Raw genomic sequence first — 26,611 nt, forward strand, 5'->3', positions numbered from 1 at the left:
GCTGAGCCCGCCGACCAGAGCCCACAAACCTCCCTCGGCGTCTCCCCCGCCATGAACATCGTCCTCTTCGATCCGAGCGAAACCGCCCCACCGCTGCCCCGCAGCGACGAACGCGCCCGGCACATCCTCAAGGTGCTGCGCCGCTCCGAGGGCGACAATTTTGATGTCGGACTCATCAATGGCCCGCGCGGCAAAGCGACGCTGCGCAGCATCACCGAAGACGCCCTGCACCTCGACTTCACCTGGGACGCCCCTCACCCGCCGCCGCCGGCCACCACCCTGGTCGTCGGCCTGCCACGCCCCCAGACCGCCCGCGACATTCTGCGCGACGCCACCACGCTGGGCGTTACCCAGATTCACTTCGTCCGCACTGCTCGCAGCGACATCAACTACGCCGACAGCTCGCTATGGCAGGATGAGGCCTGGCGCCGACACCTCGTGTTGGGTGCCGCGCAGGCCTTCGACACGCACCTGCCTCGCGTGACCTGCGCACATGACCTTTCGTCCGCGCTGGGTTCGATCCACGACGCCACCACCACACTCGCGCTCGACAACTACGGTGCGGAGGTCGCGATGGCCGAATTTCCGCTGCCCACGTCCTTCGCCCACGTCGTGCTCTGCCTCGGCCCCGAGCGTGGCTGGGACGACGCCGACCGCGAGGTGTTGGCCCGCTTTGGCGCCGTTCGTGCCCACCTCGGCACCCGCGTGCTCCGCTTGGAGACGGCAGTGGTTGCGGGTCTGACGCTGCTGCACGCCGCCCGCCACCGGGTTAATCCGCTCGTTTAAAAATCGCGACGGTAGGCTGCTGCCGCTTCCCCCGCCCCACCCGCCGCACGCAGGTCCAGCCCGCCGGCTCGATCTCCGTGCCCCCCGGCAACTCAAAGAGCACCCAGGGTGCCTCCGCGCCCGACCAACGCTCTTCGATCTGCGCGAAAACTTTGGGCCACACGGCCTCGATGATCGGGTATGGCGGATCCACAAACACCAAGTCCGGCGGCGCCCACCCTTCCGGCCACGGGACCGTCGTGGCATCCGCCGCCATCACCTGCAAATCCGCCTGCGGCGACCGGCCCACGCTGCGGCACACCGCCGCCACGTTCAGCTTGAGCAGGTCGACCGTGCGCCGGTGTTGCTCGACCCAGGCGCCACCGGCGGCCCCCCGACTCAGCGCTTCCAAGCCGTAAGCGCCACTGCCGGCGAAGAGATCCAGAAAGCGCGCGCCAACCACCAACTCCCCCACGCTCGAAAACAACGCCTGCCGCATGCCATCAGTCGCCGGCCGCACCGCGTCCCCTTTGGGAACCTGCAAGCTGATACCTTTGGCCACACCGCCGCTTATACGCATGCGCGCAGGTCAATTCGTCGCCTCTCACTTGGCAAACGCGAAGCAGCTCCCAAGGTGCCCGACCGCGCTCCCTCTCCGTTTTCAATCAACCCGCCGACATGCCAACTCGACGCTTCACCCGCCGCCGTTTCCTGCGCAACGTCGCGATTGTCGGCGGAACCGCGCTCACCGGTTTTGTTGGCTATCGGCAACTTATGGCTTCCCCCGCCCGCTTCCCCGTTTCCGACCACTGCGACGGTCGACGCTTTTTCAACCCCCGGTTTCACGAGAACCGCAACTGGTTCGACGTGCTCCGGTGGAAGTTCACCAGCAAGGGCACCAAGTGGCCGGAGGAAATCGACGCTCCGCCCCAGCAACCACCGCCCGCGCCGACCGATGGCACCCTCACCGCCACTTGGATCAACCACGCGACCGTGCTGCTGCAGACCCGTCACGGCAACATCCTCACCGACCCCGTTTACAGCGAACGCTGCAGCCCCGTCTCCTTCGCCGGCCCCAAGCGCGTGCACCCGCCCGGCGTGAAATGGGAGGATCTGCCCCCCATCGATCTGATCCTGCTTAGTCACGATCACTACGATCACTGCGACGCCGCCACCCTCGCCCGCTTCGCCGCTCAACCCAAACCGCCGCTGGTCATCACCCCGCTGGGCAACGGTGCCCTGCTGCGCGACTTCGGCTTCGCGGCCGACCGCATCGTCGAACTCGACTGGTGGGAGGCACACGAGATCTCGCACGGTTTCCATGTGCGCGCCACGCCGGCCCGTCATTGGAGCAACCGCGTGACTGGCGGACGCAACCACCGCCTCTGGTCGGGCTTCTTCATCCAAGCCGGCGGTCGCACCGTCTACTACACCGGCGATACCGCTTGGGATGAGCACATGTTCGGCGACGTGCGCGAACGCTGCGGTCCGCCCGATCTGGCCCTCATTCCGATCGGCGCCTACGAACCGCGCTGGTTCATGGCGGCGCAACACTGCAACCCCGAGGAAGCCTTGCGCATCCATCGCACCGTCGGTGCCGGCAAAAGCCTCGGCGTGCACTGGGGCACCTTTCAACTGACCGACGAAGGCATCGATGCCCCGGTTAAGGCGCTCGCCGCTGCCCGGCGCGAAATCGGCGTGCCCGAGGACCTCTTCCGCACCCTCGAACCGGGCGGCTCCCTGCGGGTCTGAACCCACCAGCGAGCAGACGACCGCCGGGACTTGCGCACCTTTGCGTAGGGACCGTTTCTCACTCCTCGGATAAAATTCGTCCCAATGCATCGCGGACTGGTTGCGTTCGGGAAATTTGCGATGTAGTTAGGAGCCTAATTATATCTACCGGGAAGGTTTTCCAAAGCCGACGCCTCCCTACTCTCCATGCTTCAACACCTCATTCGTGCCCTGCTCGTTCTCACTGCGCTCGCCAGCGTCGGTGCTGCCGCCGCGCGCGCGGATGAAACGACGGCGGAGACCTTCGATCGCGGTCCGTTTTGGTTCCGATCCGTCACCGCGGAAGGCGATCACGTGACAGGCTTGCGTCCGTTCTGGGACGCCGTCCGGGACGACGAGGGGCAACTGATTTCCGCCAGCGTGCTGTATCCGCTGTGGCACCGCGAAGTGGCTCCGGCCGCCGAAGTCTCCCGCTGGTCCTTCTTCAACCTGATCAACTACGAGCGCAACGACGCCACCGGCACGACCCGCTTTGATGCCTGGCCATTTTATTTCTCCCGCCAGACCGACACCGACAGCTCCGACGACTACCGCGCGGTCTTCCCGATCTACGGTGACGTGCCGCAGCGCTTCGGGCAGGACCGCCTGAACTGGGTGTTTTTCCCGCTCTACGGTCGCTTCGAGAAAAACGGTGCCGTCACCACCACGACCCCATGGCCCTTCATCAAAACCATCACCGGCGAAGGCCATCGCGGCTTTGAAGTTTGGCCGCTCGGCGGCCACCGCGAATCAACCATGCACGAGTCAGCCGAGAGTTTCGCCCTCTGGCCGCTCTACTACCGCAAGCGCACGGGCCCCGCCGACAACCCGACCAGCCTGCAAACCGGCTTCCTCCCGCTCTACGCGCTCGACCGCTCCCCCGGCTACCGCAGCGAGACCTACTTGTGGCCGTTCTTCGGCTACGTCGATCGCACCGAACCCTACCAGTATCACGCCCGTCACTACTTCTGGCCGCTCTGGGTCCAAGGCCGCGGCGACGACCGCTACGTGAATCGCTGGGCGCCGTTTTACTCCCACTCGATTCGGCGCGGCTACGACAAGACCTGGGTGATGTGGCCGCTTTGGCGTCAAGCCACCTGGCACGATGCCAACCTCCAACACGAGCGCCGCCAGTTCCTCTACTTCCTCTATCACTCGACCGTGCAGACCAGCCTGCACAACCCCGATGCCGCCCCCGCGCGCAAGACCCACCTGTGGCCCTTCTTCAGCTCTTGGGACAATGGCGCTGGCCGCAAACAGGTGCAGGCCTTCAGCCCTGTCGAAGTGTTTTTCCCGCACAACGAACGCGTCCGCCGCCTCTGGACTCCTCTCTTTAATGTCTATCGCTACAACCGCGATGACTCGGAGGACGTCGTTGAACACAGCGTGCTCTGGAACCTGATCAAATGGTCCCGCCGTCCCGGCGAACGTGCCCATCGCGTCAGCCTACTGGGACCGCTCCTGCGCCTGCGCACCGCCCCCGGCGAGAAAAGCTTCACTCTCTTCGGAGATCAGCTCGGCCTCGAATACGACGACGGCCTGCGTGCTCGCACTCCTTTCACGTCCTCTTCGTCCACCGCTTCGCCATGACGCGCTTCCATAATTTCTTCGACGCATTCGGCAGCGGCGTGCTCATGACCTGGCGCGCCTTCGTCTCGCTGCCGTCCGCGCCGCGCATCCTCAAGCGCACCGCCGAACAGGGTTACCTCGCCGGCTACACGTCCCTGCCGATCGTGAGCGTGCTGTGTTTCTTCATCGGCGCGGTGCTCGCGCTCCAGGCCGGCATCAGCTTCCGCGACTTCGGCGCCAAGGAACTCATCGGTGCCCTCGTCGGCGCCTCCATGGCCCGTGAACTGGGTCCGGTCATGGTCGCCATTCTGCTTGCCGGTCGCGTGGGCAGCGCCACCACCGCCGAATTGGCGTCCATGCGCGTCAACTCCGAGATCGACGCCCTGGTCACCATGAACATCCCGCCCGAGCGCCTGCTGGTGCTGCCCCGCTTGCTGGCGGTGCTGCTCATCATGCCAGTGCTCACCATTCTCGCCAATCTCATCGGCTGGTTCGGCGGCGCGGTCGTCTGCGAATACGTGAGCTTCATCGGTATCTCCGGCGACCAGTTCTTCCGCGCTCTGCAGGAATTTCTCACCGTCGACGACATTCTCGATGGCATCATCAAAGCCGAGATCTTCGGTTTCGTGATCACCATCATCGCCTGCAACACCGGCCTGCGCACCCGCGGTGGTCCGCGCGAAATCGGCCTCGCCGTCACCAAGTCCGTGGTGCTCTCCCTCGTGGCGATCCTCACCCTCGACTACTTCATCACCAAGGTCCTCGCCTGATCCGCCATGCCTCTGACCCGATCCCCTTTCCCCGAGCGCGACGACCGCAAACCCGTCACTGTCCACATCGACAGTGTCGCCAAGCGCTACGGCAATCAGCAGGTCCTCGAAGACATTTCCTTCACCGTCGAACCCGGTGAGATCTTCGTCATCATGGGCCCCAGCGGTTCCGGCAAGAGCGTGCTCCTGCGCCATATCGCCGGTCTCGAGATACCAACGGCCGGCAAGATCGACATCAACGGACACAACCCCATCGATCCGGAAACGCGCAACCGCTACGCCCTCGCCTTGGTGTTCCAGTCCGGCGCGCTGCTCAACTCCCTCTCCGTCTACGACAACCTCGCGCTCTACCCGCTCGAACACGCGCTCTGTTCCAAAAAGAGCATCCGCGACCGGGTCATGCGCGCCCTGCGCATCCTCTCCATCGAGCACGCCGCCCACAAGATGCCGTCCGAACTCTCCGGTGGTATGCGTAAACGCGTCGCCATCGCCCGTGCGCTGGTGATGGAGCCGCAGGTCCTGCTCTACGACGAACCCACCTCGGAGCTCGATCCGATCATGTCGGCCACCATCGCCGAAATCATCGGCACGTTGCGGGAGGAGTATGCCGTCACCTCGATCGTCGTGTCCCACGATCGCGACCTGTCCCTCACCATCGCCGACCGCGTCGCCCTGCTCCATCACGGCCGCACCGCCATCGTGGCCCCGCCCGATGAGCTGCGCGCATCGACCGATCCCATCGTCACCGAATTTCTCAATCCGCGCATCGATGTGCGCAATCCCCGCTTCAAATCCCTGGAGGCCTCATCATGAACAACGCCCAAATGTCAGCCCGCGTCGGGCTTTTCTTCCTGCTTGGACTCGCCCTCATCTGGGTGACCTTTGAGTCCCTGTCCGGCAACGCCCTCGACGAGGACAAGTCCTACGAACTCACCGCCCGCTTCGCCACCATCAAGGAGCTCAAAGCCGGCGACGAAGTGCGCATGGCCGGTGTCGCCGTCGGCATGGTGCGCAAGACCCAGCTCAACGGCCGCTTCGCCGAGGCCGTGCTGCAGATCCAGGACAACATCGTCGTGCCCGCCGACTCCGTGGCCACCATCGCCATGTCGGGTCTGCTCGGCAGCAACTACGTGTCCCTCACCCTCGGCGCTGGCGAAGCCGCCCCGCTCGACCCGGGCAGCGTCCTGCGCTCTCAAGACACCCCCGACCTCAACACCGTCGTTTCCCAAATCGGCGAAGTCGGTCGCAAGGTCGAGGAAGCCCTCAGCAACTTCTCCGGCTCCCTCGGCGGCGGCGGCGAAGGCGGCGGCGTCATGGGCAAGCTCAACACCATGGTCGACGAGAACAGCTCCCGCATCAGCACCATCACCACCAACCTCGAGGTCGTCTCCCAACGCCTGCGCGACGGTGAGGGCACGCTGGGCAAACTCCTCTCCGACGAACAGGGCTACACCGAACTCATCGCCGCGATCGAAGAGATCCGCGGCGCCGCCACCGAAGCCCGCACCTTCATGAGCGACGCCCAAGGCCTCGTCGCCCAAGTCAAGGAAGGCAACGGCACGCTCGGTGCCTTGCTCTACGACGACAGCATCGCCGAAGACATCCGCCTCTCCGCCGCCAACCTCCGCGAGCTCTCCACCAAACTGAACAGCGGTGAAGGCACTCTCGGCCGCCTGATCAACGACGACAGCCTCTTCCTCGAAGCGCAGAGCGCCGTGCAGAAGGTGAATCGTGCGGTCGACGGCATGGCCGACCAAGGACCCATCACCGCCGTCGGCGTCGCCGCCAACTCGCTGTTCTGAGCTGCAGCCGGCCTCGGTGAGGCCGGTCCGGACCGGGGTCAACGACCCCGGCTACACCCCTCACCGGCGTGACGCTCAGCTCACTCTTCGCGCGTCGCGACAAACTCCCACGTGGTGCGTTTGCCGGTGGTCACCATCGCGGTGCCTTCCCAGGTGATCTTGCCCACCGCCCGCTTGATCTCACCGCGGTATTCCACCCGCACTCGCTCGTTGTCGACGTAACGATAGGTGGTGATCCACACACGGCCGTTCTTGTTGGAAAAGTATCCCCGCTCCGGCTGCACCGAGCTGGGCCAGCGCAGCACAAACACGCCATCGGCCCATTGGGACTCGCCGGCGGTCACTCGCTGAATTGAAAAACGCTCCGCATTGGACGGATGCATGAGCGACGGTGTTTCGTCCTCCATCGTCCACACGCCCTTGAGAGAATCCTCGATCTGCGCCTGCGCCCCCACCCAACCCGCCAGTAGGAGGAGCAGCATTCCAACACGACGAATCCACACCGGGGCACGAGAGGGCGACGAGTTCATGGCCGGAAGGTAAGCGCATCGCGCAGATCTTGTCGCGTGCGAATTTGCGCGGCGCGGCGAGCCGCCCCGTCCCGCCTGACCACAAAAAGCCGGATCCCGTCTTGGCAGGATCCGGCCGAAATTCAGCTAGCGCGCAACGTCGTCGCGTTAGTCGGTCTTCGGTCCCTTTTGCGCGAGAGCGCGGGCGCGGAGACGCAGACCGTTGAGACGGATGAAGCCCGTGGCGTCGTTCTGGTTATACCAGCTCTGCACGCCTTCCATCGACGCGATGTTCTCGTCGTAGAGGGAATACTTCGATTTGCGACCGACCGTGGTGATGCTGCCCTTGTAGAGTTTGAGACGGGCGGTGCCGGTCACAAACTCCTGGCTCTTGTCGACGAGGGCCTGCAGCGCCTCGCGCTCGGGCGCGAACCAGAAGCCGTTGTAAACGAGCTCGGCATACTTGGGGATGAGGCTGTCGCGCAGGTGCATGAGGTCGCGGTCCATGGTGAGCGACTCCACCTGACGGTGGCCATGCATGAGGATCGTGCCGCCCGGGGTCTCATAGACACCGCGGGACTTCATGCCCACGAAACGGTTTTCCACGATGTCGACGCGACCGACACCGTGCTTGCCGCCCAGGGCATTGAGGGTCTTGAGCACCTTGCCCGGGGTCATCTTCTTGCCATTCACGGCAACACAGTCGCCATTCACAAACTCGAGTTCGACATACTCCGGCTTGTTCGGCGCGTCCTCGGGGTCGACCGAGAGCTTATACATATCCTTGTTCTTCTTGGTGGTCGGGTCGAACCACGGATCCTCCAGGATGCCGGCCTCATAGGAAATGTGCAGAAGGTTGCGGTCCATCGAGTAGGGCTTCTTGGCGGAAGCTTCGACGGGGATCTTATGATCGCGGCAGTAGTTGATCATCTCCGTGCGGCCCGGGAAGGCCTCGCGGTAGTTGTCCATCTTCCACGGCGCGATGATCGTGAGATCGGGCGCGAGTGCCATGTAGGTGAGCTCGAAGCGGCACTGGTCGTTGCCCTTGCCGGTGGCGCCGTGCGCGACCGTATCCGCATTTTCCTTACGGGCGATTTCGACCTGCGCCTTGGCGATGAGCGGGCGGGCGATCGAAGTGCCCAGGTAATACTGGCCCTCGTAAATCGCGTTGGCGCGAATCATCGGGTAGATGTAGTCGCGGGCAAACTCCTCGACCAGATTGAGAGTGTAGTGCTTGGAAGCGCCGGTCTTGCGCGCCTTGGCGCTCAAGCCCTTGAGCTCTTCCTCTTGGCCGACGTCGGCGGCGAAGGTTACGATTTCGGCTCCGTAAGTTTCCTTGAGCCATTTGACGATGACCGAGGTGTCGAGGCCACCAGAGTATGCGAGGACAATTTTCATGAGAAAGGGAACGGTTCTTGTAGGCGCAACCGCGGGCCGCGCGCAAAGCAAATCCCCCGGGGCCCCTTCACTCCCAATCGCCCGAGGCCCTCCTGAAATTTCACGATCTCCTGACGAGATCCACCATTGGCAAATGACCTGCAATCGTGCTTATTGCACGAAAACCCGCCGGTCATGCCTCCCTTTAACTCAACCCGGTTCGCGCAGCCTAAGCTACAACGAGGCTTCACGCTGGTCGAAATCATGATCGTAGTGGTCATCATCGGCCTGCTGGCCGCGCTGGCGATTCCGGCCTTTTCCCGAGTAAAGCAGAAGGCCCGCATCAACACCTTCATCAACGACCTGCGGATCGGGAAGGATGCGTTCGAAACCTATTCACTCGAAGTCGGCGCATGGCCGCCCGACGGAATCAGCGGGATTCCACCGGAGATGTCCGAGTATATGAACCTCACCCGTTGGGCCGGCACGTCGTCGCTGGGCGGGAATTGGGACTGGGACTTGGACCAGTTTGGCTACCGCGCCGGCTTGTCCATTCTCTCGCCGAACGTGGACGACATCGTAATGACCGAAGTCGACAAGGCCATCGATGACGGCGACCTCACCGGCGGTTCGTTCCGTCGACGTGACGGCGGGTTCATCATGATCCTGGAATTCTGAGTTCGGCTCGACCAGCGAGCCCACGCAACCCACTCAGGCGCGGGGACGCTGCGCCAACACCGCCATGATCGCCTTTTGCGTATGCAGACGATTCTCGGCTTGGTCGAAGATGATGCACCGCGGGTTGTCCAACACACCCTGAGTCACTTCCTCGTCGGCGTGCGCCGGCAGGCAGTGCATGAAGTAGGCGTCGGGCTTGGCGGCAGCGAAAAGGTCTTCGGTCACCTGGTAGGGCGTCATCTGCACGACGCGGGCCTTGGTTTCCTCTTCCTTGCCCATGCTCACCCACACATCGGTGTAGACCACATCGGCATCCTTCACCGCTTCAAACGGATCGGTGGTGAAGGAGTAGCAGTCGGAGAAACCTTCCTTCTCGGCCAGTAACTTGATGTCCGCCGTCGGCTCAAACTCCGGCGGTCCGGCCAGCGCGCAATGCATGCCGAACATGCCGGCGCCGAGGATCCACGAGTTGGCCATGTTGCAGGCAGTATCACCAAGGAAGGCAATCTTGCGCCCTTTCAGCGAGGCGAAGAGATCGCCGCCCGGTTCTGCCCAACGCTCCGCCATGGTGAAGGCGTCGGTGTAGATTTGGCAGGGGTGGAGAAAATCGGTAAGCGCATTGATGACCGGCACGGTGCCACAGGCCGCCAGGCGTTCGACATCACCGTGGTCGTAGGTGCGCACGATCAGACCATGCACAAAACGCGACAGCACTTTGGCGGTGTCCTCGATGGTTTCACCGCGACCAAGCTGGATGTCGTTACGATTGAGAAAGAGCGGGTTGCCGCCCAGCTCATGGATGCCCACCTCAAACGAAACGCGGGTGCGCGTGCTGGACTTCGAAAAAATGAGCGCCCAAGTCTGCCCCGCCAGCACCGGCGGAGTATGGCGACCGCGCTTGGCTTTGAGGTCGCGGGCCAACGCGAACACCTCGGCCGCTTCATGGGGCTTCAGGTCGGTTTCTTTGAGGAAGTGCTTCATCGGGAAAAACGAACACCTTGGCAAAACCACCCGGCGGTCACCAGAGAAATCCGAAACCGCACGGGATCGTCACGTCAGAGTGCCAATCGCGCTACCCTTAGGTGGATGCACCGAGCACTTGATCAAGAATCATGACGGCCTTTTCGAGCTCGGCGGTGGTCGCATTGAGCGGCGGCAACAGGCGCACCACGTTGCCGCCGGCCATGGGCACAAGCAGCCCGGCGTCACGCAGTTTGCCGACCCAGCCGGCGGCATCGTCGACCATCTGCAGGCCGACCATAAAGCCGAGGCCACGCACGCCACTCAGGTGCTGCGGGTATTTGCCGACGAGACCCAGCAAGCGCTGATGCCACGCCGCACTCACCGCCTCGACGTGTTCGAGTAGCTTTTCGCGCTCGATGATATCGAGCACCGCGAGGGCCGCCGCACAGGCCAAGGGCGTGCCGCCAAACGTGGTGCCGTGCGAACCGGGTTTGAAGAGATCAGCCGAACCTTCGCCGATCCAAATGGCTCCGATCGGGAAACCGCCGCCCAACCCCTTGGCCATACCGATCGCATCGGGACGCACGTCGGCGTGTTCGAACGCGTAAAACTTACCCGTCCGACCAATGCCGCACTGCACCTCGTCGAGGAGGAGCAGGAGATTGTGCTCCGAGCAGAGCTTGCGCAGTCCCCGCAGGAACTCCGGCGTCGCGGGGTTCACGCCGCCTTCGCCCTGAATCGTTTCGATAAAAATGGCCGCCGTGTCTTCGTCGATGAGGTCGGCGAAGCTCTGCAGATCGTTGAGTTTGCCGAACGCAAAACCCGGCACCAAGGGACGGAAGCCACCTTGGATCTTCTCCTGCGGCGTCGCGCTCATGCCGCCAAAGGTGCGGCCGTGAAACGCCTTTTCGGCGCAGATCACTTTGTAGCACTTCCCTTCCACGCCACCCGCTTTGCGCATGCCGTGCAAGCGCGCCAGTTTGAGCAGACCTTCGTTGGCCTCGGCACCACTGTTGCAGAAAAACACCCGGCCCGGGCCGGCCCGCTGCACCAAGCGCCGCGCCAGCTCACCTTGGTTCGGGTTACGGAACAGGTTGCTGGTGTGAATGAGCTCACCCGCCTGCCGCTGCACGGTGCTCACCCAATGCGGATGGCAGTGACCCAGCGCGCTGACCGCGATGCCGGAGGTGAAGTCGAGATACTCGCGCCCGGCGTCGTCCCACACCTTGCTGCCCGCGCCTCGGACCAGCGTGAGCGGGGCGCGACCGTAGTTTTGCACAACATACGAATCATAATGCTCGGCGGTGGAGGTGCGGGTGATCTCAGCGGACATGTGGAAGTTTGGATTTTTGATTCTCGATTTTGGATTCGATGCGAATCTCGGCGATCAGACTAACGGACGGGAGCGTCGCCCCATCCAATCGAATATCCAATCAGCTGTTCACGATCTCGGTGCCGATGCCTTTGTCGGTGAAGATCTCGAGCAACAGCGAGTGCGGTAGCCGGCCGTCGATGAAGTGGACGCGATGCACGCCGTCCTGGAGGGCACGCATGGCACCGCCGACTTTGGGCAACATACCTTTGCTGATGACGCCGCTGTCGCGGAGGCCATCGACCTCGGAAATCTTTAGGGTGGAAATGAGCGACTTGGGATCGTTGGGGTCCTTCAGCAGGCCCGGCACGTCACTCATGTAAACCAAGCGGCGCGCCCGCAGAGCACTGGCCACACGCCCCGCCGCCATGTCGGCGTTGACGTTGTGCGGATGCCCGTCGTGGTCGACTGCCACCGGCGAGATGACCGGAATGAGACCGTCGGCGATGGCCTTCTTGATGAGCTTCACCTTCACTTCAGTGACTTCGCCCACGTAGCCGAGATCCACCGGGTTGCCCTCTTCGTCGTGATCGAGTTTGCGGCAGAGCAGCACCTCGTCGCCGGGCATGCCCTTGGGTTTGCCGCGCGCTTCAGTGATCGCGGTGCAGACGTCGGGATTCACCACCTCGTTGAGCGTCTTGCGCACAATATTGACGGTGGCTTCGTCGGTGACGCGCATGCCGCCGATAAATTTGGCCTCCAGCCCCGACTCCGCCATGGCCTTGGTGATGGCCTTGCCGCCACCATGCACCACGACCGTGTTGATGCCGCAGGCCGCAAAGAACGCGATGTCGTAGGCAACGCGGCTGCGGACCTCCGGATTGGGATCATCCATGAAGCTGCCGCCGTATTTCACCACGAAGGTGGATCCACGGAAATTTTGAATGTAAGGCAGGGCTTCGAGCAGCACCTTGGCCTTGGCGGTGATTTCTTCGACGTTCATGGCGAGCAGATCAGAACCCCGTCGCGCCAACAGAATCGATGTCGTGACCGAGTCAGGAAGAGCACCGGGTTATGTCCACGGTCGGGCCCATTTCGATGCAAAACTTTGCTCCACCGATGCCTGCCGTCGAAAATCGACTTAACAGCCCCGCCCCTCTGCCCCACTCCTCAGCCGTGCCGAGCACCCAACTTTCCTTCCCCGACCGTGACGCCCACCGTGCCTGGCTCGCCCAGCATGCCGCCCTGCCCCGCGGCTTCCGAGTGGGCACCAGCCGCTTTGCGTTCACCCCCATCGAGGCCCCCAAACCGGCCAAGATGACACTCACGCTCATCGCCCTCGATGAGCCCACCCCCGATTTCGCCGCGGTATTTACGCGCAATGCCTTCCCTGGCGCTCCCATCAAGGTCGGCCGTCGTCGTCTCGCCGCTGATCGCCTCGGTGCCATCCTTATCAACAACAAGATTTCCAACGTATGCGCCCCCGGCGGCGAAGAAACAGCCGAGCGCATCTGCCGCGCCACCGCCAGCGCGCTCGGTCTCACCGCCGATCAGGTGCTGCCGAGTTCCACTGGTGTCATCGGCTGGTCCCTCCCCGCCGATGCCATGGAAGCCGCCCTGCCCGATGCCGCCGCCGCCCTCCAACCCGACTCCATCCTGCCCGCCGCCGAAGGCATTGTGACCACCGACCTCTACCCTAAGATTCGTGCGGTTGAGCTCGGCGAAGGACGCATCGTCGGCATCGCCAAGGGTGCCGGCATGATCGAGCCCAATCTGGCGACCATGCTGGTCTACATCCTTACCGACTTGGCCGTGCCGCGCGATACCTTGCGCCGTCTGCTGCAAGAAGCAGTCGATGAGAGTTTCAACCGCATCAGCGTCGACAGCGACACCAGCACCTCCGACACCGTCGCGCTCATTTCCAGCGGTGCCGCCGGATCGGCCGATCTCGCCGCGTTCAGCGAAGCCCTCAAACAAGTCTGTCGCGATCTGGCCGAGGACGTGGTGCGCAACGGTGAGGGCATCCGCCACGTCATCCGCACAACCGTCACCGGCGCGCCCGACGACACCTTTGCCACTCGCTTGGGCAAAGCCGTCGTCAACGCCCCGCTTTTTAAATGCGCTGTCGCAGGCAACGATCCCAACGTCGGCCGCCTCGTCCAGGCGATTGGCCGCCATCTCGGTCAGCTCGAGTCTGCGCCAGATACCTCCGCGCTGCGCCTCACCCTCGGCGGACACGAGATCTTTGCCGGTGGCGTGTTCCGCCTCGATCCCGCAAAGGAACTCGCCCTTGTGGCACACCTAAAGGAGGCGGAACTCTACGAAAGCCAACCGACCGCCGACGGCTCGTTTGCTCCGCCCGTCGATTACCCGGTGCACGAGCGTTGCGTCGAGGTCGGCATCGAACTTGGCGCAGGGTCCGGTTCCGCCATCGTTTTTGGCGGCGACCTGACCCACGAATACGTTTCGGAGAACGCCGATTACCGGAGCTAAGCTCCAGTGGTGAGGGCCACTTTGACCGAGGCTTCCAACCTCGGCTCGTCTACCTCGCCCAAGTCTCCTGCCCCTCGCAATCCGCCCATAAAAAAACCGCCCTACAAGAGGGCGGTTTTTCGAAAGTAAACTCGCAGAGCGATTAGCGCTTGGAGAACTGGAAGCGCTTGCGGGCGCCGGGCTGACCGGCCTTCTTGCGCTCTTTCTGGCGGGGGTCACGCTTGAGGTGACCAGCCTTCTTGAGCTGCGGGCGGAGCTCGGCGTCCATCTTCTGGAGGGCGCGGGCGACACCATGAGCCACGGCCACGGCTTGGCCGGCGACACCGCCGCCAACCACATTGGCCGTCACGTCGATCTCTTTGGCGAGACCGGCGGTCACCAGCGGGGCGGAAGCCAAACCGGCGAAGTTTTCATGGGAAAAGTAGTCTTCGAAGCTGCGGCCGTTGGCAATGAACTTGCCGGTGCCGGCGGTGATGCGCACGCGGGCGGTCGCGGTCTTGCGACGGCCGGTAGCAGCAAAGGTGGTGGCGGTTTCAGCACTCATGGGAACAGATTAGAGCGGGAGCGGAGTCGGGTTTTGCGCTTGGTGGGTGTGCTCCGGGCCGGCGAACACGCGCAGCTTCTTGAGCATCTGGCGGGCAAGACGGTTCTTCGGCAGCATGCCCTTCACAGCGTGTTCGATGATGAACTGCGGGTTGCGCACGCGCTGCTCCTTGAAGGAACGATAGCTCTCACCACCGATGAAGCCGGAGAAGAACATGTAGCTGTTCTGCTCTTCCTTCTTACCGGTCACGACGATCTTCTCGGCGTTGATGACGACAACGTAATCGCCGGTGTCGACGTGCGGCGTGTAGGTGGCTTTGTGGCGACCGCGCAGCACGGTGGCGATCTTCACCGCCAAGCGGCCAAGCACCTGACCCTCGGCATCGACGATATGCCACTTGGGTTGCACGGTTTCCTTTTTGGCGAGGAATGTTTTCATGGGAAAAGAGGCCAATAGCTAGGTTTCGCGAGAAGCGTGTCAACCCGCATTTTCAGGGAAAAAAGAAATCCCGCCCCCACCGAGCGGCAGGGACGGGATTTGCATGAAAAACGTCGATCTAAGCGAGCTTTAGAAGCCGAGGCTGATGCCCGTGATCACGTAGAAGAAGGAATCATCGGCACCACCGCCGATGTCATTGTCGGCGTAAACCAGACCGAGGTAGGTGCTGGCGGTGTCGTTGAGGGTCAGGTTGTAGGTGCCGGAGAGGCTCCAGTAGGAGTAGTCACCCCCACCGTCGAAACCAACGAAGCCGTAGTCGGCCGCGAAGTCGAAGGTGCTGGTGTCGGAGATCTCAGCGCTGTAACCGAGGCCAACCTGGAAGGTGGAGGCTTCGAACTCAGTCTCGTAGTAGTAGTAAGCGGAAGCGCTCATGCCACCACCGAGGTCGCCGGACACGCCCACGAACGGCTCGAACTGCTCATCACCGGACGGAGTTTCCGGATAGTAGTAGTAGGTGAAGCCGAAATCGAGAGCCCAGGTGTCGGAAAGAGCGACACCGTAGCCCATGTAGAAGTCGAACTCGTTGGCGATGTTGCCGGTGACCGGCTGGCTGGTCCACATGCCCGCGTAGAAGTCGCCAGTGGCGAATTCGATGGAGGGCTGGATGGAATCATCCGCGAATTTCACACCGCGGAACACGTAGTCACTGACGTAGGGGAAATCGACCGTGATGGAGTAGGACGAATCCTCTTGGGCGCTCAGGCTCCCACCGGTAAGCACGGCGGCGAGAAGTAGGGCAGCAGTTTTCTTCATTTGTAGGTAATAGTCTGTAGTTTTTAAGGATCTCCCCGCCAACTTACCCAAGTGACTGAGTCGTGCAGCCTTGTTCATAGGTGAGCAAGACTGTTCAAGCCGATCGACCGAGGTAGAGCCAGTGAGGGGACAAGCAAGTTAAGCAATGATTAGGCCAAATCCAGCTTTTGTATGAAAAATATTACACTCATCGCCGCAGTATTCGGATTTCTGGGCGTCGCCCTTGGTGCATTCGGCGCCCACGCGCTCAAGGATACCTTGGCGACGGCCAACATGACTGACGTTTGGCAGACCGCGGTGCTCTACCACCTGCTGCACGCCATTGCGGCGTGGGTAGCGGCCAGCCGCCTCGGGCCCGAGGGTGCTGCCATCGCCCCCAAGGCCGGCTGGTGCTGGCTGCTGGGCATCGTGTTTTTCAGCGGTTCCCTCTACGCGATGGCCCTCGGTGGCCCCCGCTGGCTAGGCCCCATCACCCCGCTGGGTGGCGTGTTTTTTCTCGTCGGATGGGTGTTCGCAGGCGTCTCCGCGCTGCGCCGGGCCTGAGTTTTTTACGGCGATTCATCCGTCCTCGCCCGTTAATTCCCTTTCATGCTCGAACCACCCGCCACTTTACGTCCGGTCCTCACCGCCCTCACTCGGGTCGGTCGCCCGCGGCTGGTTGGCGGTTGCGTGCGTGATGCCCTGCTGGGACGTGCGCCGGAAGATTGGGACGTCGAAATCGGGGGCACGGACTTCGATTCGCTCCTTAAAGCGCTCCGCCAATTCGGCAGCACCGACGTCGTGGGTCGCAGTTTCGGCACCATCAAACTGCGCCGCGAGGGCGCTGTCTTCGACTTCTCCCTTCCTCGCCGTGAATCCAAAACCGGCGCAGGCCACCGAGGCTTCAAAGTCGAACCCGATCCCCATCTGAGCGACGCCGACGCCGCTGCCCGGCGCGACTTTACCCTCAACGCCATCGCGTGGGATCCGGCGACCGGCGAGCTGATCGATCCCCACGGCGGCCAAAAGGACCTCGCCAACCGCATTCTCCGTCATACCAGCGAGGCGTTCGTCGAGGATCCCCTGCGCGTGCTGCGCGGCATGCAATTTGTCGCCCGCTTCGATTTGGAAGCCGCCCCGGAAACGCTGGCGCTGTGTCGCCGCATCCACGCCAGCTGCGCCGAGCTCCCCCGCGAGCGCATCTGGGGCGAGTGGGACAAGTGGGCCGTGCAAAGCGCGACGCCCTCCCGAGGACTGCGCTTCCTGCACCAAGCCGGTTGGCTGCAACACTTCCCCGAGATCGATCACTTGCGCGACACGCTGCAGGACCCGGAATGGCATCCGGAAGGTGACGTCTTTGTTCACACCTGCCACGGCCTCGACGCGCTTGTGCGTAACCCGCACTGGGCAACCACCGGCGCCGAAGATCGCCGCCTGCTCATGTTCGCCGTGCTGGCCCACGATTTTGGCAAACCCGCCACCACGCACCAGGCCGAGAAACGCGGACAATTCCGCTGGACCAGCCCGGGACACGCGACCGCCGGACTAAACCCCACCGAAACCTTCCTCGCCCGCATCGGTGCTCCCCATCGTCTGCGCGACACCGTGCTGCCCTTGGTCAAATACCACATGGTGCACATCGATGCCGGTGAGGCGGCTACCAACCCTAGCTTCCTGCGTCGCCTCGCCCGCAAACTCGCCCCGGCGTCGATGACGCAACTGGCCACAGTGATGCGCGCCGACGCCCGCGGGCGTCCTCCCCTCGATGCCACGCCCGCCATCCGCACCATCGACGAAATGACTGCGGCGGCCGATGCCCTCGCCATCGCCGACGGTGCCCCCCAACCCATCTTGCTCGGTCGCCACCTCATCGAGCGCGGCTTATCGCCCGGGCCCGAGTTTAAGCCGCTCCTGCAGGACGCGTTCGAAGCCCAGCTCTCCGGCGCGTTTAACGATGAAGACGGCTCATTAAAATGGTTGGATGCTCATTTGAAGCTACGCGCAAAGTAGGCTAGCGTTGGGGACGATGGCTTCTCAACTAGAACAGCTCAAATCCTTCACCAAGGTCGTCGCCGACACCGGCGACTTCGAAAGCATGAAGGCCTTCTCTCCCCAGGATGCGACGACCAACCCGTCCCTCATCCTCAAAGCCGCCGGTCAAGAGACCTACAGCGCGCTCGTCGACAAGGCGATTGCCGACGCCGGTGCCGATGCCGACACCGCCACGATCATCGACAACCTCCTCGTCACCTTCGGCGAAGAGATCCTCAAGATCGTCCCCGGCCGCGTCTCCAGCGAAGTGGACGCCCGCCTTTCCTTCGACACCGCCGGCACCATCGAGCGCGCCCACCGCCTCATCGAACTCTACGAAAAGCGCGGCACCTCCCGCGACCGCGTGCTGGTGAAAATCGCCTCCACCTGGGAAGGCATCAAAGCCGCCGAGCAACTCGAGAAGGAAGGTATCCACTGCAACCTCACCCTGCTCTTCTCCTTCGCCCAGGCCGTCGCCTGCGCCGAAGCCAAGGTGCAACTCATCTCCCCCTTCGTCGGCCGCATCCTCGACTGGCACAAGAAGGCCACCGGCAAAGACTTCGTCGGCGCGGAAGATCCCGGCGTCCAGTCCGTCACCGAGATCTACACCTACTACAAGAAGTTCGGCTACGCCACCGAGGTGATGGGCGCGTCCTTCCGCAATACCGGTGAAATCGTGCAGCTCGCCGGCTGCGACCTGCTCACCATCTCCCCCAACCTGCTCAAGGAACTCGACGAAAACGACAGCGCCGTGCCGCGTATGCTCGATCCCGACTGCGCCGCCGCCTCCGACATGACCAAGACGAGCTTCGACGAGAAGGGCTTCCGCTGGGCCTTCAACGAAGACGCCATGGCCACCGAAAAAACCGCCGAGGGTATCCGCAACTTCGCCGCCGACATCGTGAAGCTGGAGAAACTCATCGCGGATCGTCGCGGCTGATCGCCATCCCTTTTCATCCATTCTTTCTCCTTCCAAGCCGGGCCTGCGCCCGGCTTGTTTCTTGCCCATGATCCGCGCCTTTCAGTGGGACCTGGCCCGCCAAGTCGAACGCCTCGACTGGCTGCTCGCCCAATTGCCCAAGTATTCAAAGTGGGGATACAACGAACTGTATCTGCACCTCGAGGACGCGGTCGACTACCCCAGCCTGCCGGGCGTGGCCCGGCGCGACGCCTACTCCTGGCGCCAGCTCACGCGGCTGGTAACAACCGCGCAGGCGCACGGGATCGGCGTCGTGCCGATCGTGAACCTGCTGGGCCACACCCAATACCTGATAAAAACGCCCGAATGGCGTGACCTCAATGAACTGCGCGCCGCCGACGGTTCGCCTCTGCCGGAGGGCCAGATCTGCCCAAGCCATCCGCGCACCCTCGAGGTTGCGACGAAACTGCTCGATGACATCGCGCCGCTTTGCACCGCCGGTAAGGTGCACGTCGGGCTCGATGAATCTTTCGTGATCGGGCGCCATCCGCTGGCCCGCGAAGACGTGGCCACCCTCGGTCTCGGCGGCTACTTCGCGCGCTACGTCAACGAGCTCCATCGCCTCTGCACCGATCGCCAGCTGCAGATGGGAATTTGGGCGGATATGTTGGTGCTGTTTCCCGACGCCATCGCTGAGCTGCCCGCCGGGATCGCGGCCTACGATTGGTATTATTATGCGTTTGGGCGCAGTCCTCGTTTTGAGGCGCAAAATTTCCGTGCCTACGACCTCGCGCCGAAGCTACGAGCGCGCGGGATCGATTACTGGGGCTGCCCGATGAACGGGGCTTTCCGCCACGAACCGTTGCCGGTTTTCGGCGACCGACTGGCCAATGCTCAATCCTGGTGGCGCCGCTGCCGCCAGGTGGGCGCCAGCGGCTTTCTCGTCACCGGTTGGGAACCAAACCGCCTCGCCCTCGAAACCACTATGGTCGTGGACGCCGCCATCGCTTCACTCTGGCTCGACGATGAGGACATCGACCAGGTCAGCATGCTGGAACGCGGCTTCACCCGGGTCTATGGCAAGCGCCAAGCCCGCGAGCGGGCGCGCCTGATGATGGCCTGCGATGAGCGCGCCTTTTCCGGCTATGCGCGTTGGGAAACCCACCTCCATTGGGACAGTTGCCAGGGGCGCGATGGCGCTGCCCTCTACGCCGCCGACGAACGCTTTTTCGCTCGTGCCCTTCACCAGCCGTTGCCCTCGGTCTTTGCGGCGAGCCTGCAGTGGCGTCACTACCTCGCCGCGCGTGATCGGCTTATTCGCCATCAGGCGCAACTCGTCCACCGCGCCCGCCGTTTGGTCCACCGCGATCGCCGCGCCTTGCTGCCACGGCTAGTGAATATGGCCATCGATGAGCTCGCCGCCTTCCGGGAGCTCCATGATCGGTGTCGTGCCACAGTGGATACCATGTGGCTGAGCACCCGACGCCAAAGTCAGCCCAACCCCAACCGCCGGATTCTGAGCGATGATCTCGTCCGCCTGCGCGAGCTCCAGGGCTGGTGGAAAAAGACCCAACGCGATGACACACAGCTCGCCACCGCCTCCCCTGTCACCGGTCGCTGGCAACTCCGCCTGCTGGTGCACACCACGCACCCCAACCTCCAAGCCGTCACAGTCGAAATACAACAACCCGACGGCTCGTGGCGCCTGGAGCTGCAACGCTACCTGATCGAGTTTCGCAACCACGCGGCCCGCCGCCGCGCGCGCCTGCGCCATTGGCTGAGCTTGCCCCTCGACTCCGCCGACACCCCGGTGCGCATCGGTCTATGCGGCTTGGGCACCTTCAGTATCAGCGACACCCATCTCACCGATGGCGTGACGGAGTGGCGGCCGTCCGGCCGCTACCGGCGCGTGAAGCTGGGCCAAACGAAAGACCCGGTTTCGATCGTGGAGGTCGACCGCACCCAAGCGCGGGCGACCTGGCAACCGCGCTGGGTGACTCAACTGCAGCGTTGAGCGGTCGAGCGAGCGCTACGGTCTGAAGAAGTAGTGCTGCAGGAACGCATCCACGGCCTCGAGATAGGCGGCCTGCGCCTCAGCGGCCCCAAAACCGTGTCCGGAGTCCTTCTCGTAGTAGGTCTCGTAAGGCACATCGCGTGCTTTAAGAGCCCGCTCCAATCGCACCGATTGGGAAATATCGACATTCGGATCCTTCCGACCGTGGGCGATGAAGATCGGAATGCGAATATTGTCGGTGTAGTGAATCGGCGAGAAGCGCGCGATCTTCTCTTTGTCATCGCCGAGGTGCTTGCGCTGCCATTGGTAGGCGAACGAAGACCGCCCCTTCTGGTCGGTCATACGCATCTCCCAATCGAAGACGCCCACGTTGGTAATGGCGACTTGGTAGAGGTCAGGTTCCCACGCCGCTCCGGCGACAGCCAGGTAACCACCGAAGCTCGCCCCCATGATCGCAAGGCGATCCGGGTCGGCGATGCCGGCCTTGACCAAGGCCTTCACCCCATCGGTGACGTCGTCGTGCATCTTTCGATAGTCGAAGCGATCCGTCTCCGAGACTGCGACGCTGAAGCCGGTCGAGCCGCGGTAGTTGGGCTGGAGCACGGCGAAGCCGCGCGAGGCCAAGAACTGCACTTCACCATCGTAACGCCATACGTCCCGCGCCCACGGACCACCGTGTCCAAGCACGATAAGCGGATACGGTTTTTTGGCGTCCGACGTGGCCGGCAAAGTCAGGTAGGCCTGCAGGCGAAGCCCGTCGCGAGCGGGATAGCCAAACGAGGAGGTCGGAGAGAGCGGCACACCGGCCAACCACGGGGCCGAAGCCGCTACGTGCTGGATCGCACCGGTATCCAAATCGGCGAGGAAATACTGTCCCGGTTCGGTCGAACTCACCGCCACAAAAATGGCTTTTTCGGCTTCGCTGGCGCGGTCGGTCAACACGATGTCGTATCCCTCCAAGGCGGCAGTGAGACGCTCATGCACGACGGCGAGTCGGTCTTCAAACCATTCGGAATGGGTGCGCACTCGCGTGTATTGCACGCCTTCCAATTTCTGTCCGTCCCGGCTCAACACCAGACGAGTGGTGGCCAAGTTGTAGTCGGAATCATGATACACCTCTTCGCCCCACTCCTGCGCCAATAGATCGTAGCGATAAATGCTGCTGCCTCCATCCGCCGTGCGGCGGGATACCCAGGCGGTAATGTCGTCTTCGGCCACGGCCAGGATCGGAGTCTCCTCGGGATCCAGTGGCAGTGACGACCAGCTTTCCTCTTCGCGATCGAGCAGGAAGGTCAACATGCGCCCCTCGTCGAAACTCACCGCCAACACGGGCTCACCAGCCACGTTGGGGATGTAATTGAGCACGATGCCCTGCGGGACCGCCGGGAAGCGGTTGCGCACGGCGCTCATGTTGGAGGTCGCCTGGCGATTGTTGAGATCGACCAAGGTGCTGATCTCCATCAGCACGCCAGCTTCATCGCTGTAGGAACGGACGTAGACTCGATTGCCCCCGTCGCGCGGCACGCTTACGAAGCCCTGCACACCTTCGTTCACCCGCGCGAGACGTCCGGTCTTGCGGTCGTAAACAAACATGCCCAGGCCGTGGAGTTTGTCCTTGGTGAGGACCATACCGAGGCGGCGGTTATCAATCCAAATGAAGGTGCCAACATCGGCATTCTCCGTCCCGGCCACCCCCTGCTTTTCGCCACTGGCAAGATCGAGGATCTCAAGACTCATCAAGTCGTCGGCCCCCACGCGCCGATAGGCGATGGCGGTGCCGTCGGGCGAAAGCTGCACGTTGATAAATTCCGGTTTGCGGGACGCCAGCTCCGGGGAAAGTGGCGCGGCGGTAAGCGTGCTCGGAAGCAACGACGACACCGAGAGGGTCGCGCTGACGAATGCGGCGCGAAGGAGGCGGGAGAAGCAGAACATAAAAGAAAAGGTGGCGCGGGATTCGCCGCGCCGGATGAGGTTGATCGATCAGTTGCGGCTGACCAACTCCACGCGGGGAGTCTGGCGCACGCCTTCAATTTCGAGGAAGAAGCTGCCCAACATGCCGGGCTTGATCGTCACCGCCTTGCCGGCGTCCTCGCGTGGAGACCAATATTTGCCCTCGACGACGCGCCAGACCTGGCCGTTTTCGAGGCGGAAAAGCGTGCCGGCATTCCAGCCACGGAACTCCTCGGTGAGGCGAGAGCTGACCGTGGTATATTCAATCTTGGTGCCCGGCGTGAGCAGCACCTTGGCGCGCTGGATGAGGGACTGGTCGGACGCATTTTCCTGCTCGGCGATGACCGCCTGCGCCTCCTCCAGTTGCTGCCGGGTCGACACCAACTCCTCCTCTTTTTCCGCCAACGAGGAGGCGGAACGACCATGGACGTAATTCTGAACAGCGGCCTCAAGTACGGCAAGTTGCGCCGGAGTAAGCGCCTCCAGCCCCATCGTGGCTCGCGCCTCGGCGGGCAAACTGTCGACGAACGACGGGGAGGTCGGTTGGGCCCAAAGGGCTGCAGCCAGCAACGGAAGTATCAGGAATTTCATGACATTCGAAAGTGGGCGGGGTAAGGAAACCAAGAAAGAAGGCCGTGCTCCCGGGATGGAAGCACGGCCGTAAGACTTACCTAATATAGTGAAGACTTGGTCCGCGCTTAGAACTCGCGGGTGATCTTCGCATACCAGAAGGCAGGCGAGTGATCATTCACACCCGGGGTGGAACCCGAGGCGTCAAAACCGTCGAGAGGCGGATCCTCGTTGAGGAGGTTGTTCACACCGAGGAGCAGCTTGGTCTTCTCGAAACCGTTGTAGGTGACGGAGGCGTTGACCGTGATCTGGGGATCCACGTCGTAGACGAGGTAGAGCGTGTCATCAGCCGTGAAGATGTTGCCGAAGGACAGCGAGCGGGTGCGCTTGCCGCGATAGACGGCGAAGGTGCTCACGCCCCAGTCCTTGTAGGTCCAACCGAAGGACGCGTTACCGTTCCATTCCGCGGTGAGGTAACCACCAACCTGCTCGGAGCCATCAAGCGTGTAGCTGTCGAGGTAGGTGGCGGACACACCGACGGCGAAGCTGCCAGCGGCGTTGGTGTCCCAGTGGTAACGGACGTCGAAGTCGTAACCGGTGTATTCAGCCTCCGAGATGTTGGCGTAGTCGTCGCGAATGAAGAGCACCTGGTTGGTGTTCGGGTCACGAGCGACCTTGCCAGCGAACAGGGAGTTGCCAGCGGCGGCCTCGCTGAGGAATTCAGCGTAACCATAGAAGTCGGAGAGCTGGGCGAGGAGGTTGCTCTGCTGGAAGTTGAAGTAATCAACCGAGAAGCTGAGGCCCTCGAGGCGACCCTCGGGCTCGATGGAGAAACCGACGTAGTAGGTGTCGGTCGTCTCCGGCTGGAGGTCCGGGTTGCCGCCGGACTTGACCTGGATCTGGTCAATTTCCTGCTGGGTCACCGGGTCGAACACCGTGTTGGACGAGAAGGTCGTCGTGCCGGCGTTGTAGAGATAGGCGAGGTCCGGAGCCTTGAAGGACTCGGCGTAGGAACCGCGAATGATCAGCCAGTCGAGGGGACGGAACTTGATGGCGGCCTTCGGACGGATCTTCTTCTCGAAACCGTCGTCGGAGTATTCCTCGTAACGACCAGCAAGCTGGATCTCGAGCATTTCGTGCAGCGGCAGGCTGACCTCGGCGTAGAGCGCGGTAAGGTCGCGGCTGCCGGCGGAGCTGGTGCCTTCGGAACCGCCGAGGATCATGCCCGTGGCATTGAGATCGGTGGCGATGTCTTCGAAGTCTTCACGGCGGTGTTCACCACCGATGGCGAGGCCAACCTGGCCACCCGGGAGATCGGCCAGCGGGCCGTCGAGGCGGAAGTCAACACCGCGGTATTCGATCGAGGAGGAGTTCGGGTTTTCAACCGCGAGGAAGTTGGCGAACGCTTCTTCGTTCTCGCCGAACCAGTTGAAGTAAACGCGCTCATCAAGCGGAGTGGCGGTGTCCCAAACGAGGGAACCGTCACCGAGGCGGGTCAGACCGTTGAAGGCCTGCTGCATCTTGTAGTCCGGCACCGCGTTGCGGGAGATGTTGAGCACGGTGTTCTTGGAATACATGCCACCGACTTCCCAGTTCCACTCCTCGAAGAAGCCGCCCATCTTCTCGAAGTCACCACCGAGACCGACGAGGAAACGCGGCGTGTCGGAGGTCACATCGTTGATGCGGTTCGGAAGCTCAACCAGACGGCGACGACCGTTAACGACGTCGACGTTCCAGACGTTGAACGGGTTGTAGGCCGGGTAGGTCAGTTGGCTGCCAACGGAGAGACCTTGGGAGGTTTCGATGTCAACCGGAGTGGCGGCGGAGTAAACCACGGCCTCAGAACGACTGAAGGAAAGTTCCGCGAAGGCGTAGAAGTTCTCGGTGATGTCGTGATCAATGCGGGTGAAGACATTGAAACGCTGGGTCTCCGGGAACATGCCGTTGGTCAGGTTGTAATTATACCAATTCGTAGCGCTGGAAGCACCGGCCTCGGTAGGATTGTTGGTCGGGCTAGCGAACGTGCGTCGACCCACCCCCGGGACGGTGAGGTAACCCGGATAACCGCGGGAGGACGTTTGGTCCCAGTAACCGTCGGCAGTCGGGGTGGTGAGGCCCACGTCAGCGAGGTAGGCGTCGAGGGAGGTGTAACCAGCGGCCTCGAGACCACCGTCATTCACTTCGTAGCGGCCGTAGTTGGCGGCGGCGATCGAGGTGTTGTCGGCGTCAGCCGAATACGGCAGGTCGCGGGAAAACACTGAGTTCTGCTCTTCCCAGCTCATCGAGGTGAAGATGCTGGTGTCACGGCCCACGGTGCCAAAGGTGAGACTGGCGCGCTTCATCAGGCCATCCGTGTCGAAGTAGTTACCGACGGTAAGGGAGGCCTCAGCACCGACGTAGCTCTTCTTCAGGCGGAAGTTGACCACACCGGCCACGGCATCGGAGCCGTAGAGGGCGGAACCACCGTCCTTGAGGATGTCGAGAGACTCAATCGCGGCGTCCGGAATCGAGTTCAAGTCGAACACCGTCTGGAAACCATCAAAGCCCGGCGCAGCATAAGGAACTGCACGGCGGCCATTGATGAGCACCAGGGTGCCATTGTTGCCGAGACCGCGGAGGTTGAAGGAGTTCACACCGGGCGTGAAGCTGGTGCCGGAATCGGTCGGCGTCAGGGCCTGACCATTGTTGAAGGGAAGCGCCCGCACCGCATCAGCGATGGTGGGAAAACCCATGGATTCGATGGTGCCCGCGTTCAGCGAAACCACCGGATTCGGAGTTTCGACATCGAGACGCTTGATACGGGAACCCGTGACCTCGAATTTTTCGAGGACGATCTCATCTTCGGACGAGTCGGAGGATTCGGAAGTGCTCTGGGCGAAGGCCACGGAGCTACCGGCCACGCTCATGACAAGCGCAAGCGGCATCACGAATCCCTTGAAGGGACGGATGTTCATAGTTCGTTCTGTTGTGTTGTAGTTGATCCTGAATCCGTCCGCCGAGGCGGGCTGATTCGGATGCTGCGCTACGCCCCGCGGCAATACCGCACAAGAACGAACTAACGTTTCTGCAAAATTCTGAACCGGTTTAAACTATTACCCGGGTTATACTTATGAGATTCCCGCAATCGAACCGCTACGCAAAGGGTGATAATCCCGCCTCGTCTTACTTGTATTCAATTACTTACGACGATCGATGCTTTGAACGAACCCCCTGAACCGGTTCCAACCGGTTATTTCACCCTCAACCGGCGCCCTGCTATTCATCATTTTCATAGAAGGGCGCACCATCACAGCGCCCCAGATTGTATTCATCATCATGATACATTATCTTTTTTGCGATTTAATT

General features: G+C 62.4%; 24 protein-coding genes. 12 read left to right on the forward strand and 12 right to left on the reverse strand.

Going from position 1 to position 26,611, the window contains the following annotated elements; translation table 11 throughout:
- Positions 1-51: 51 nt before the first annotated feature.
- Entirely contained in the window at positions 52-786 is a 735-nt protein-coding gene (locus K1X11_RS10110) for a 16S rRNA (uracil(1498)-N(3))-methyltransferase (RefSeq protein WP_221032217.1), read from the forward strand.
- Here K1X11_RS10110 and K1X11_RS10115 read toward each other — a convergent pair.
- Positions 770-1,345 (reverse strand): RsmD family RNA methyltransferase, encoded by a 576-nt coding sequence (locus K1X11_RS10115; protein ID WP_221032218.1) that lies wholly within the window; start codon positions 1,343-1,345, stop codon positions 770-772. The two genes, K1X11_RS10110 and K1X11_RS10115, sit on opposite strands and share 17 nt — an antisense overlap.
- A 98-nt stretch (positions 1,346-1,443) precedes the next feature.
- On the opposite strand from K1X11_RS10115, the gene K1X11_RS10120 reads away from it, so the two are divergent.
- From K1X11_RS10120 to K1X11_RS10140, 5 genes are all read left to right on the forward strand, one after another.
- Positions 1,444-2,517: an MBL fold metallo-hydrolase gene (locus K1X11_RS10120; RefSeq protein WP_221032219.1), complete on the forward strand. Its 1,074-nt coding sequence runs from the start codon at positions 1,444-1,446 to the stop codon at positions 2,515-2,517.
- Between the two features lie 186 nt (positions 2,518-2,703).
- Positions 2,704-4,125 (forward strand): hypothetical protein, encoded by a 1,422-nt coding sequence (locus tag K1X11_RS10125; RefSeq protein WP_221032220.1) that lies wholly within the window; start codon positions 2,704-2,706, stop codon positions 4,123-4,125.
- Positions 4,122-4,874 carry an MlaE family ABC transporter permease gene (locus tag K1X11_RS10130; protein ID WP_221032221.1) on the forward strand — a complete coding sequence of 251 codons (753 nt, stop codon included), beginning with the start codon at positions 4,122-4,124 and terminating at the stop codon, positions 4,872-4,874. The genes K1X11_RS10125 and K1X11_RS10130 overlap by 4 nt, the downstream gene beginning before the upstream one ends.
- A gap of 6 nt (positions 4,875-4,880) precedes the next feature.
- Positions 4,881-5,687, forward strand: coding sequence for an ABC transporter ATP-binding protein (locus K1X11_RS10135; protein WP_221032222.1), 807 nt, complete (start codon positions 4,881-4,883; stop codon positions 5,685-5,687).
- A complete protein-coding gene (locus K1X11_RS10140; protein ID WP_221032223.1) occupies positions 5,684-6,676 on the forward strand; it encodes an MlaD family protein in 993 nt (330 codons plus the stop codon). The genes K1X11_RS10135 and K1X11_RS10140 overlap by 4 nt, the downstream gene beginning before the upstream one ends.
- Positions 6,677-6,756: 80 nt before the next feature.
- On the opposite strand, the gene K1X11_RS10145 is transcribed toward K1X11_RS10140, so the two are convergent.
- Positions 6,757-7,206 carry a hypothetical protein gene (locus K1X11_RS10145; protein WP_221032224.1) on the reverse strand — a complete coding sequence of 150 codons (450 nt, stop codon included), beginning with the start codon at positions 7,204-7,206 and terminating at the stop codon, positions 6,757-6,759.
- Between the two features lie 147 nt (positions 7,207-7,353).
- Positions 7,354-8,583, reverse strand: coding sequence for an argininosuccinate synthase (locus K1X11_RS10150; protein ID WP_221032225.1), 1,230 nt, complete (start codon positions 8,581-8,583; stop codon positions 7,354-7,356).
- Positions 8,584-8,757: 174 nt separating this feature from the next.
- Between K1X11_RS10150 and K1X11_RS10155 the strand changes: the two genes are divergently transcribed.
- A complete protein-coding gene (locus K1X11_RS10155) occupies positions 8,758-9,240 on the forward strand; it encodes a type II secretion system protein (RefSeq protein WP_221032226.1) in 483 nt (160 codons plus the stop codon).
- A 33-nt stretch (positions 9,241-9,273) separates the two neighbouring features.
- Here K1X11_RS10155 and argF read toward each other — a convergent pair whose 3' ends face one another.
- From argF to argB, 3 genes are all read right to left on the reverse strand, one after another.
- On the reverse strand, positions 9,274-10,221 hold the full coding sequence (gene argF, locus K1X11_RS10160; protein ID WP_221032227.1) for an ornithine carbamoyltransferase: 948 nt from the start codon (positions 10,219-10,221) through the stop codon (positions 9,274-9,276).
- 97 nt (positions 10,222-10,318) lie between these two features.
- The gene (locus K1X11_RS10165; protein ID WP_221032228.1) at positions 10,319-11,536 is read right to left on the reverse strand and encodes an aspartate aminotransferase family protein; all 1,218 of its coding nucleotides are present in this window, start codon (positions 11,534-11,536) and stop codon (positions 10,319-10,321) included.
- Positions 11,537-11,636: 100 nt separating this feature from the next.
- A complete protein-coding gene (gene argB, locus K1X11_RS10170; RefSeq protein ID WP_221032229.1) occupies positions 11,637-12,518 on the reverse strand; it encodes an acetylglutamate kinase in 882 nt (293 codons plus the stop codon).
- Positions 12,519-12,634: 116 nt separating this feature from the next.
- Here argB and K1X11_RS10175 point away from each other — a divergent pair, with 116 nt between their 5' ends.
- Entirely contained in the window at positions 12,635-14,008 is a 1,374-nt protein-coding gene (locus K1X11_RS10175; protein ID WP_225919603.1) for a bifunctional ornithine acetyltransferase/N-acetylglutamate synthase, read from the forward strand.
- 142 nt (positions 14,009-14,150) lie between these two features.
- Here the strand turns inward: K1X11_RS10175 and rpsI are convergent, their stop codons facing one another.
- The 3 genes from rpsI to K1X11_RS10190 form a co-directional block, all read right to left on the reverse strand.
- Positions 14,151-14,552, reverse strand: a complete 402-nt coding sequence (rpsI, locus tag K1X11_RS10180; protein ID WP_221032230.1) for a 30S ribosomal protein S9 — start codon at positions 14,550-14,552, stop codon at positions 14,151-14,153.
- 9 nt (positions 14,553-14,561) lie between these two features.
- Positions 14,562-14,990, reverse strand: a complete 429-nt coding sequence (gene rplM, locus K1X11_RS10185) for a 50S ribosomal protein L13 (protein ID WP_221032231.1) — start codon at positions 14,988-14,990, stop codon at positions 14,562-14,564.
- A 129-nt stretch (positions 14,991-15,119) separates the two neighbouring features.
- Entirely contained in the window at positions 15,120-15,803 is a 684-nt protein-coding gene (locus tag K1X11_RS10190) for a TorF family putative porin (protein WP_221032232.1), read from the reverse strand.
- 171 nt (positions 15,804-15,974) lie between these two features.
- Between K1X11_RS10190 and K1X11_RS10195 the strand changes: the two genes are divergently transcribed.
- The 4 genes from K1X11_RS10195 to K1X11_RS10210 all read left to right on the forward strand — a co-directional run bounded on the left by K1X11_RS10195 (position 15,975) and on the right by K1X11_RS10210 (position 20,746).
- A complete protein-coding gene (locus tag K1X11_RS10195; protein WP_221032233.1) occupies positions 15,975-16,346 on the forward strand; it encodes a DUF423 domain-containing protein in 372 nt (123 codons plus the stop codon).
- Positions 16,347-16,391: 45 nt separating this feature from the next.
- Positions 16,392-17,792, forward strand: a complete 1,401-nt coding sequence (locus tag K1X11_RS10200) for a CCA tRNA nucleotidyltransferase (protein ID WP_221032234.1) — start codon at positions 16,392-16,394, stop codon at positions 17,790-17,792.
- 16 nt (positions 17,793-17,808) lie between these two features.
- The gene (gene tal / locus K1X11_RS10205; protein WP_221032235.1) at positions 17,809-18,753 is read left to right on the forward strand and encodes a transaldolase; all 945 of its coding nucleotides are present in this window, start codon (positions 17,809-17,811) and stop codon (positions 18,751-18,753) included.
- A gap of 67 nt (positions 18,754-18,820) precedes the next feature.
- On the forward strand, positions 18,821-20,746 hold the full coding sequence (locus tag K1X11_RS10210; RefSeq protein WP_221032236.1) for a family 20 glycosylhydrolase: 1,926 nt from the start codon (positions 18,821-18,823) through the stop codon (positions 20,744-20,746).
- Between the two features lie 15 nt (positions 20,747-20,761).
- On the opposite strand, the gene K1X11_RS10215 is transcribed toward K1X11_RS10210, so the two are convergent.
- From K1X11_RS10215 to K1X11_RS10225, 3 genes are all read right to left on the reverse strand, one after another.
- Positions 20,762-22,678: an alpha/beta hydrolase family protein gene (locus K1X11_RS10215; RefSeq protein ID WP_221032237.1), complete on the reverse strand. Its 1,917-nt coding sequence runs from the start codon at positions 22,676-22,678 to the stop codon at positions 20,762-20,764.
- Positions 22,679-22,726: 48 nt separating this feature from the next.
- Positions 22,727-23,287, reverse strand: coding sequence for a hypothetical protein (locus K1X11_RS10220; RefSeq protein ID WP_221032238.1), 561 nt, complete (start codon positions 23,285-23,287; stop codon positions 22,727-22,729).
- Positions 23,288-23,394: 107 nt separating this feature from the next.
- Complete coding sequence (locus K1X11_RS10225; RefSeq protein ID WP_221032239.1) at positions 23,395-26,190, reverse strand: TonB-dependent receptor plug domain-containing protein; 2,796 nt, start codon at positions 26,188-26,190, stop codon at positions 23,395-23,397.
- Positions 26,191-26,611: the final 421 nt, after the last annotated feature.

The sequence above is a fragment of the Actomonas aquatica genome (assembly GCF_019679435.2).
GTDB classification, from domain to species: Bacteria; Verrucomicrobiota; Verrucomicrobiia; order Opitutales; family Opitutaceae; genus Actomonas; species Actomonas aquatica.

Bases quoted from the DNA above. Each gene is read 5' to 3' on its own strand.
- K1X11_RS10125 (WP_221032220.1), top strand. From the start codon at position 2,704: ATGCTTCAACACCTCATTCGTGCCCTGCTCGTTCTCACTGCGCTCGCC.
- K1X11_RS10195 (WP_221032233.1), top strand. From the start codon at position 15,975: ATGAAAAATATTACACTCATCGCCGCAGTATTCGGATTTCTGGGCGTC.
- rpsI (WP_221032230.1), bottom strand. From the start codon at position 14,552: ATGAGTGCTGAAACCGCCACCACCTTTGCTGCTACCGGCCGTCGCAAG.
- K1X11_RS10200 (WP_221032234.1), top strand. From the start codon at position 16,392: ATGCTCGAACCACCCGCCACTTTACGTCCGGTCCTCACCGCCCTCACT.
- K1X11_RS10150 (WP_221032225.1), bottom strand. From the start codon at position 8,583: ATGAAAATTGTCCTCGCATACTCTGGTGGCCTCGACACCTCGGTCATC.
- K1X11_RS10140 (WP_221032223.1), top strand. From the start codon at position 5,684: ATGAACAACGCCCAAATGTCAGCCCGCGTCGGGCTTTTCTTCCTGCTT.
- K1X11_RS10210 (WP_221032236.1), top strand. From the start codon at position 18,821: ATGATCCGCGCCTTTCAGTGGGACCTGGCCCGCCAAGTCGAACGCCTC.
- K1X11_RS10155 (WP_221032226.1), top strand. From the start codon at position 8,758: ATGCCTCCCTTTAACTCAACCCGGTTCGCGCAGCCTAAGCTACAACGA.
- K1X11_RS10130 (WP_221032221.1), top strand. From the start codon at position 4,122: ATGACGCGCTTCCATAATTTCTTCGACGCATTCGGCAGCGGCGTGCTC.
- argB (WP_221032229.1), bottom strand. From the start codon at position 12,518: ATGAACGTCGAAGAAATCACCGCCAAGGCCAAGGTGCTGCTCGAAGCC.
- rplM (WP_221032231.1), bottom strand. From the start codon at position 14,990: ATGAAAACATTCCTCGCCAAAAAGGAAACCGTGCAACCCAAGTGGCAT.
- K1X11_RS10220 (WP_221032238.1), bottom strand. From the start codon at position 23,287: ATGAAATTCCTGATACTTCCGTTGCTGGCTGCAGCCCTTTGGGCCCAA.
- K1X11_RS10115 (WP_221032218.1), bottom strand. From the start codon at position 1,345: ATGCGTATAAGCGGCGGTGTGGCCAAAGGTATCAGCTTGCAGGTTCCC.
- K1X11_RS10120 (WP_221032219.1), top strand. From the start codon at position 1,444: ATGCCAACTCGACGCTTCACCCGCCGCCGTTTCCTGCGCAACGTCGCG.
- argF (WP_221032227.1), bottom strand. From the start codon at position 10,221: ATGAAGCACTTCCTCAAAGAAACCGACCTGAAGCCCCATGAAGCGGCC.
- K1X11_RS10190 (WP_221032232.1), bottom strand. From the start codon at position 15,803: ATGAAGAAAACTGCTGCCCTACTTCTCGCCGCCGTGCTTACCGGTGGG.
- K1X11_RS10225 (WP_221032239.1), bottom strand. From the start codon at position 26,190: ATGCCGCTTGCGCTTGTCATGAGCGTGGCCGGTAGCTCCGTGGCCTTC.
- K1X11_RS10215 (WP_221032237.1), bottom strand. From the start codon at position 22,678: ATGTTCTGCTTCTCCCGCCTCCTTCGCGCCGCATTCGTCAGCGCGACC.
- K1X11_RS10110 (WP_221032217.1), top strand. From the start codon at position 52: ATGAACATCGTCCTCTTCGATCCGAGCGAAACCGCCCCACCGCTGCCC.
- K1X11_RS10135 (WP_221032222.1), top strand. From the start codon at position 4,881: ATGCCTCTGACCCGATCCCCTTTCCCCGAGCGCGACGACCGCAAACCC.
- K1X11_RS10145 (WP_221032224.1), bottom strand. From the start codon at position 7,206: ATGAACTCGTCGCCCTCTCGTGCCCCGGTGTGGATTCGTCGTGTTGGA.
- K1X11_RS10175 (WP_225919603.1), top strand. From the start codon at position 12,635: ATGCCTGCCGTCGAAAATCGACTTAACAGCCCCGCCCCTCTGCCCCAC.
- K1X11_RS10165 (WP_221032228.1), bottom strand. From the start codon at position 11,536: ATGTCCGCTGAGATCACCCGCACCTCCACCGCCGAGCATTATGATTCG.
- tal (WP_221032235.1), top strand. From the start codon at position 17,809: ATGGCTTCTCAACTAGAACAGCTCAAATCCTTCACCAAGGTCGTCGCC.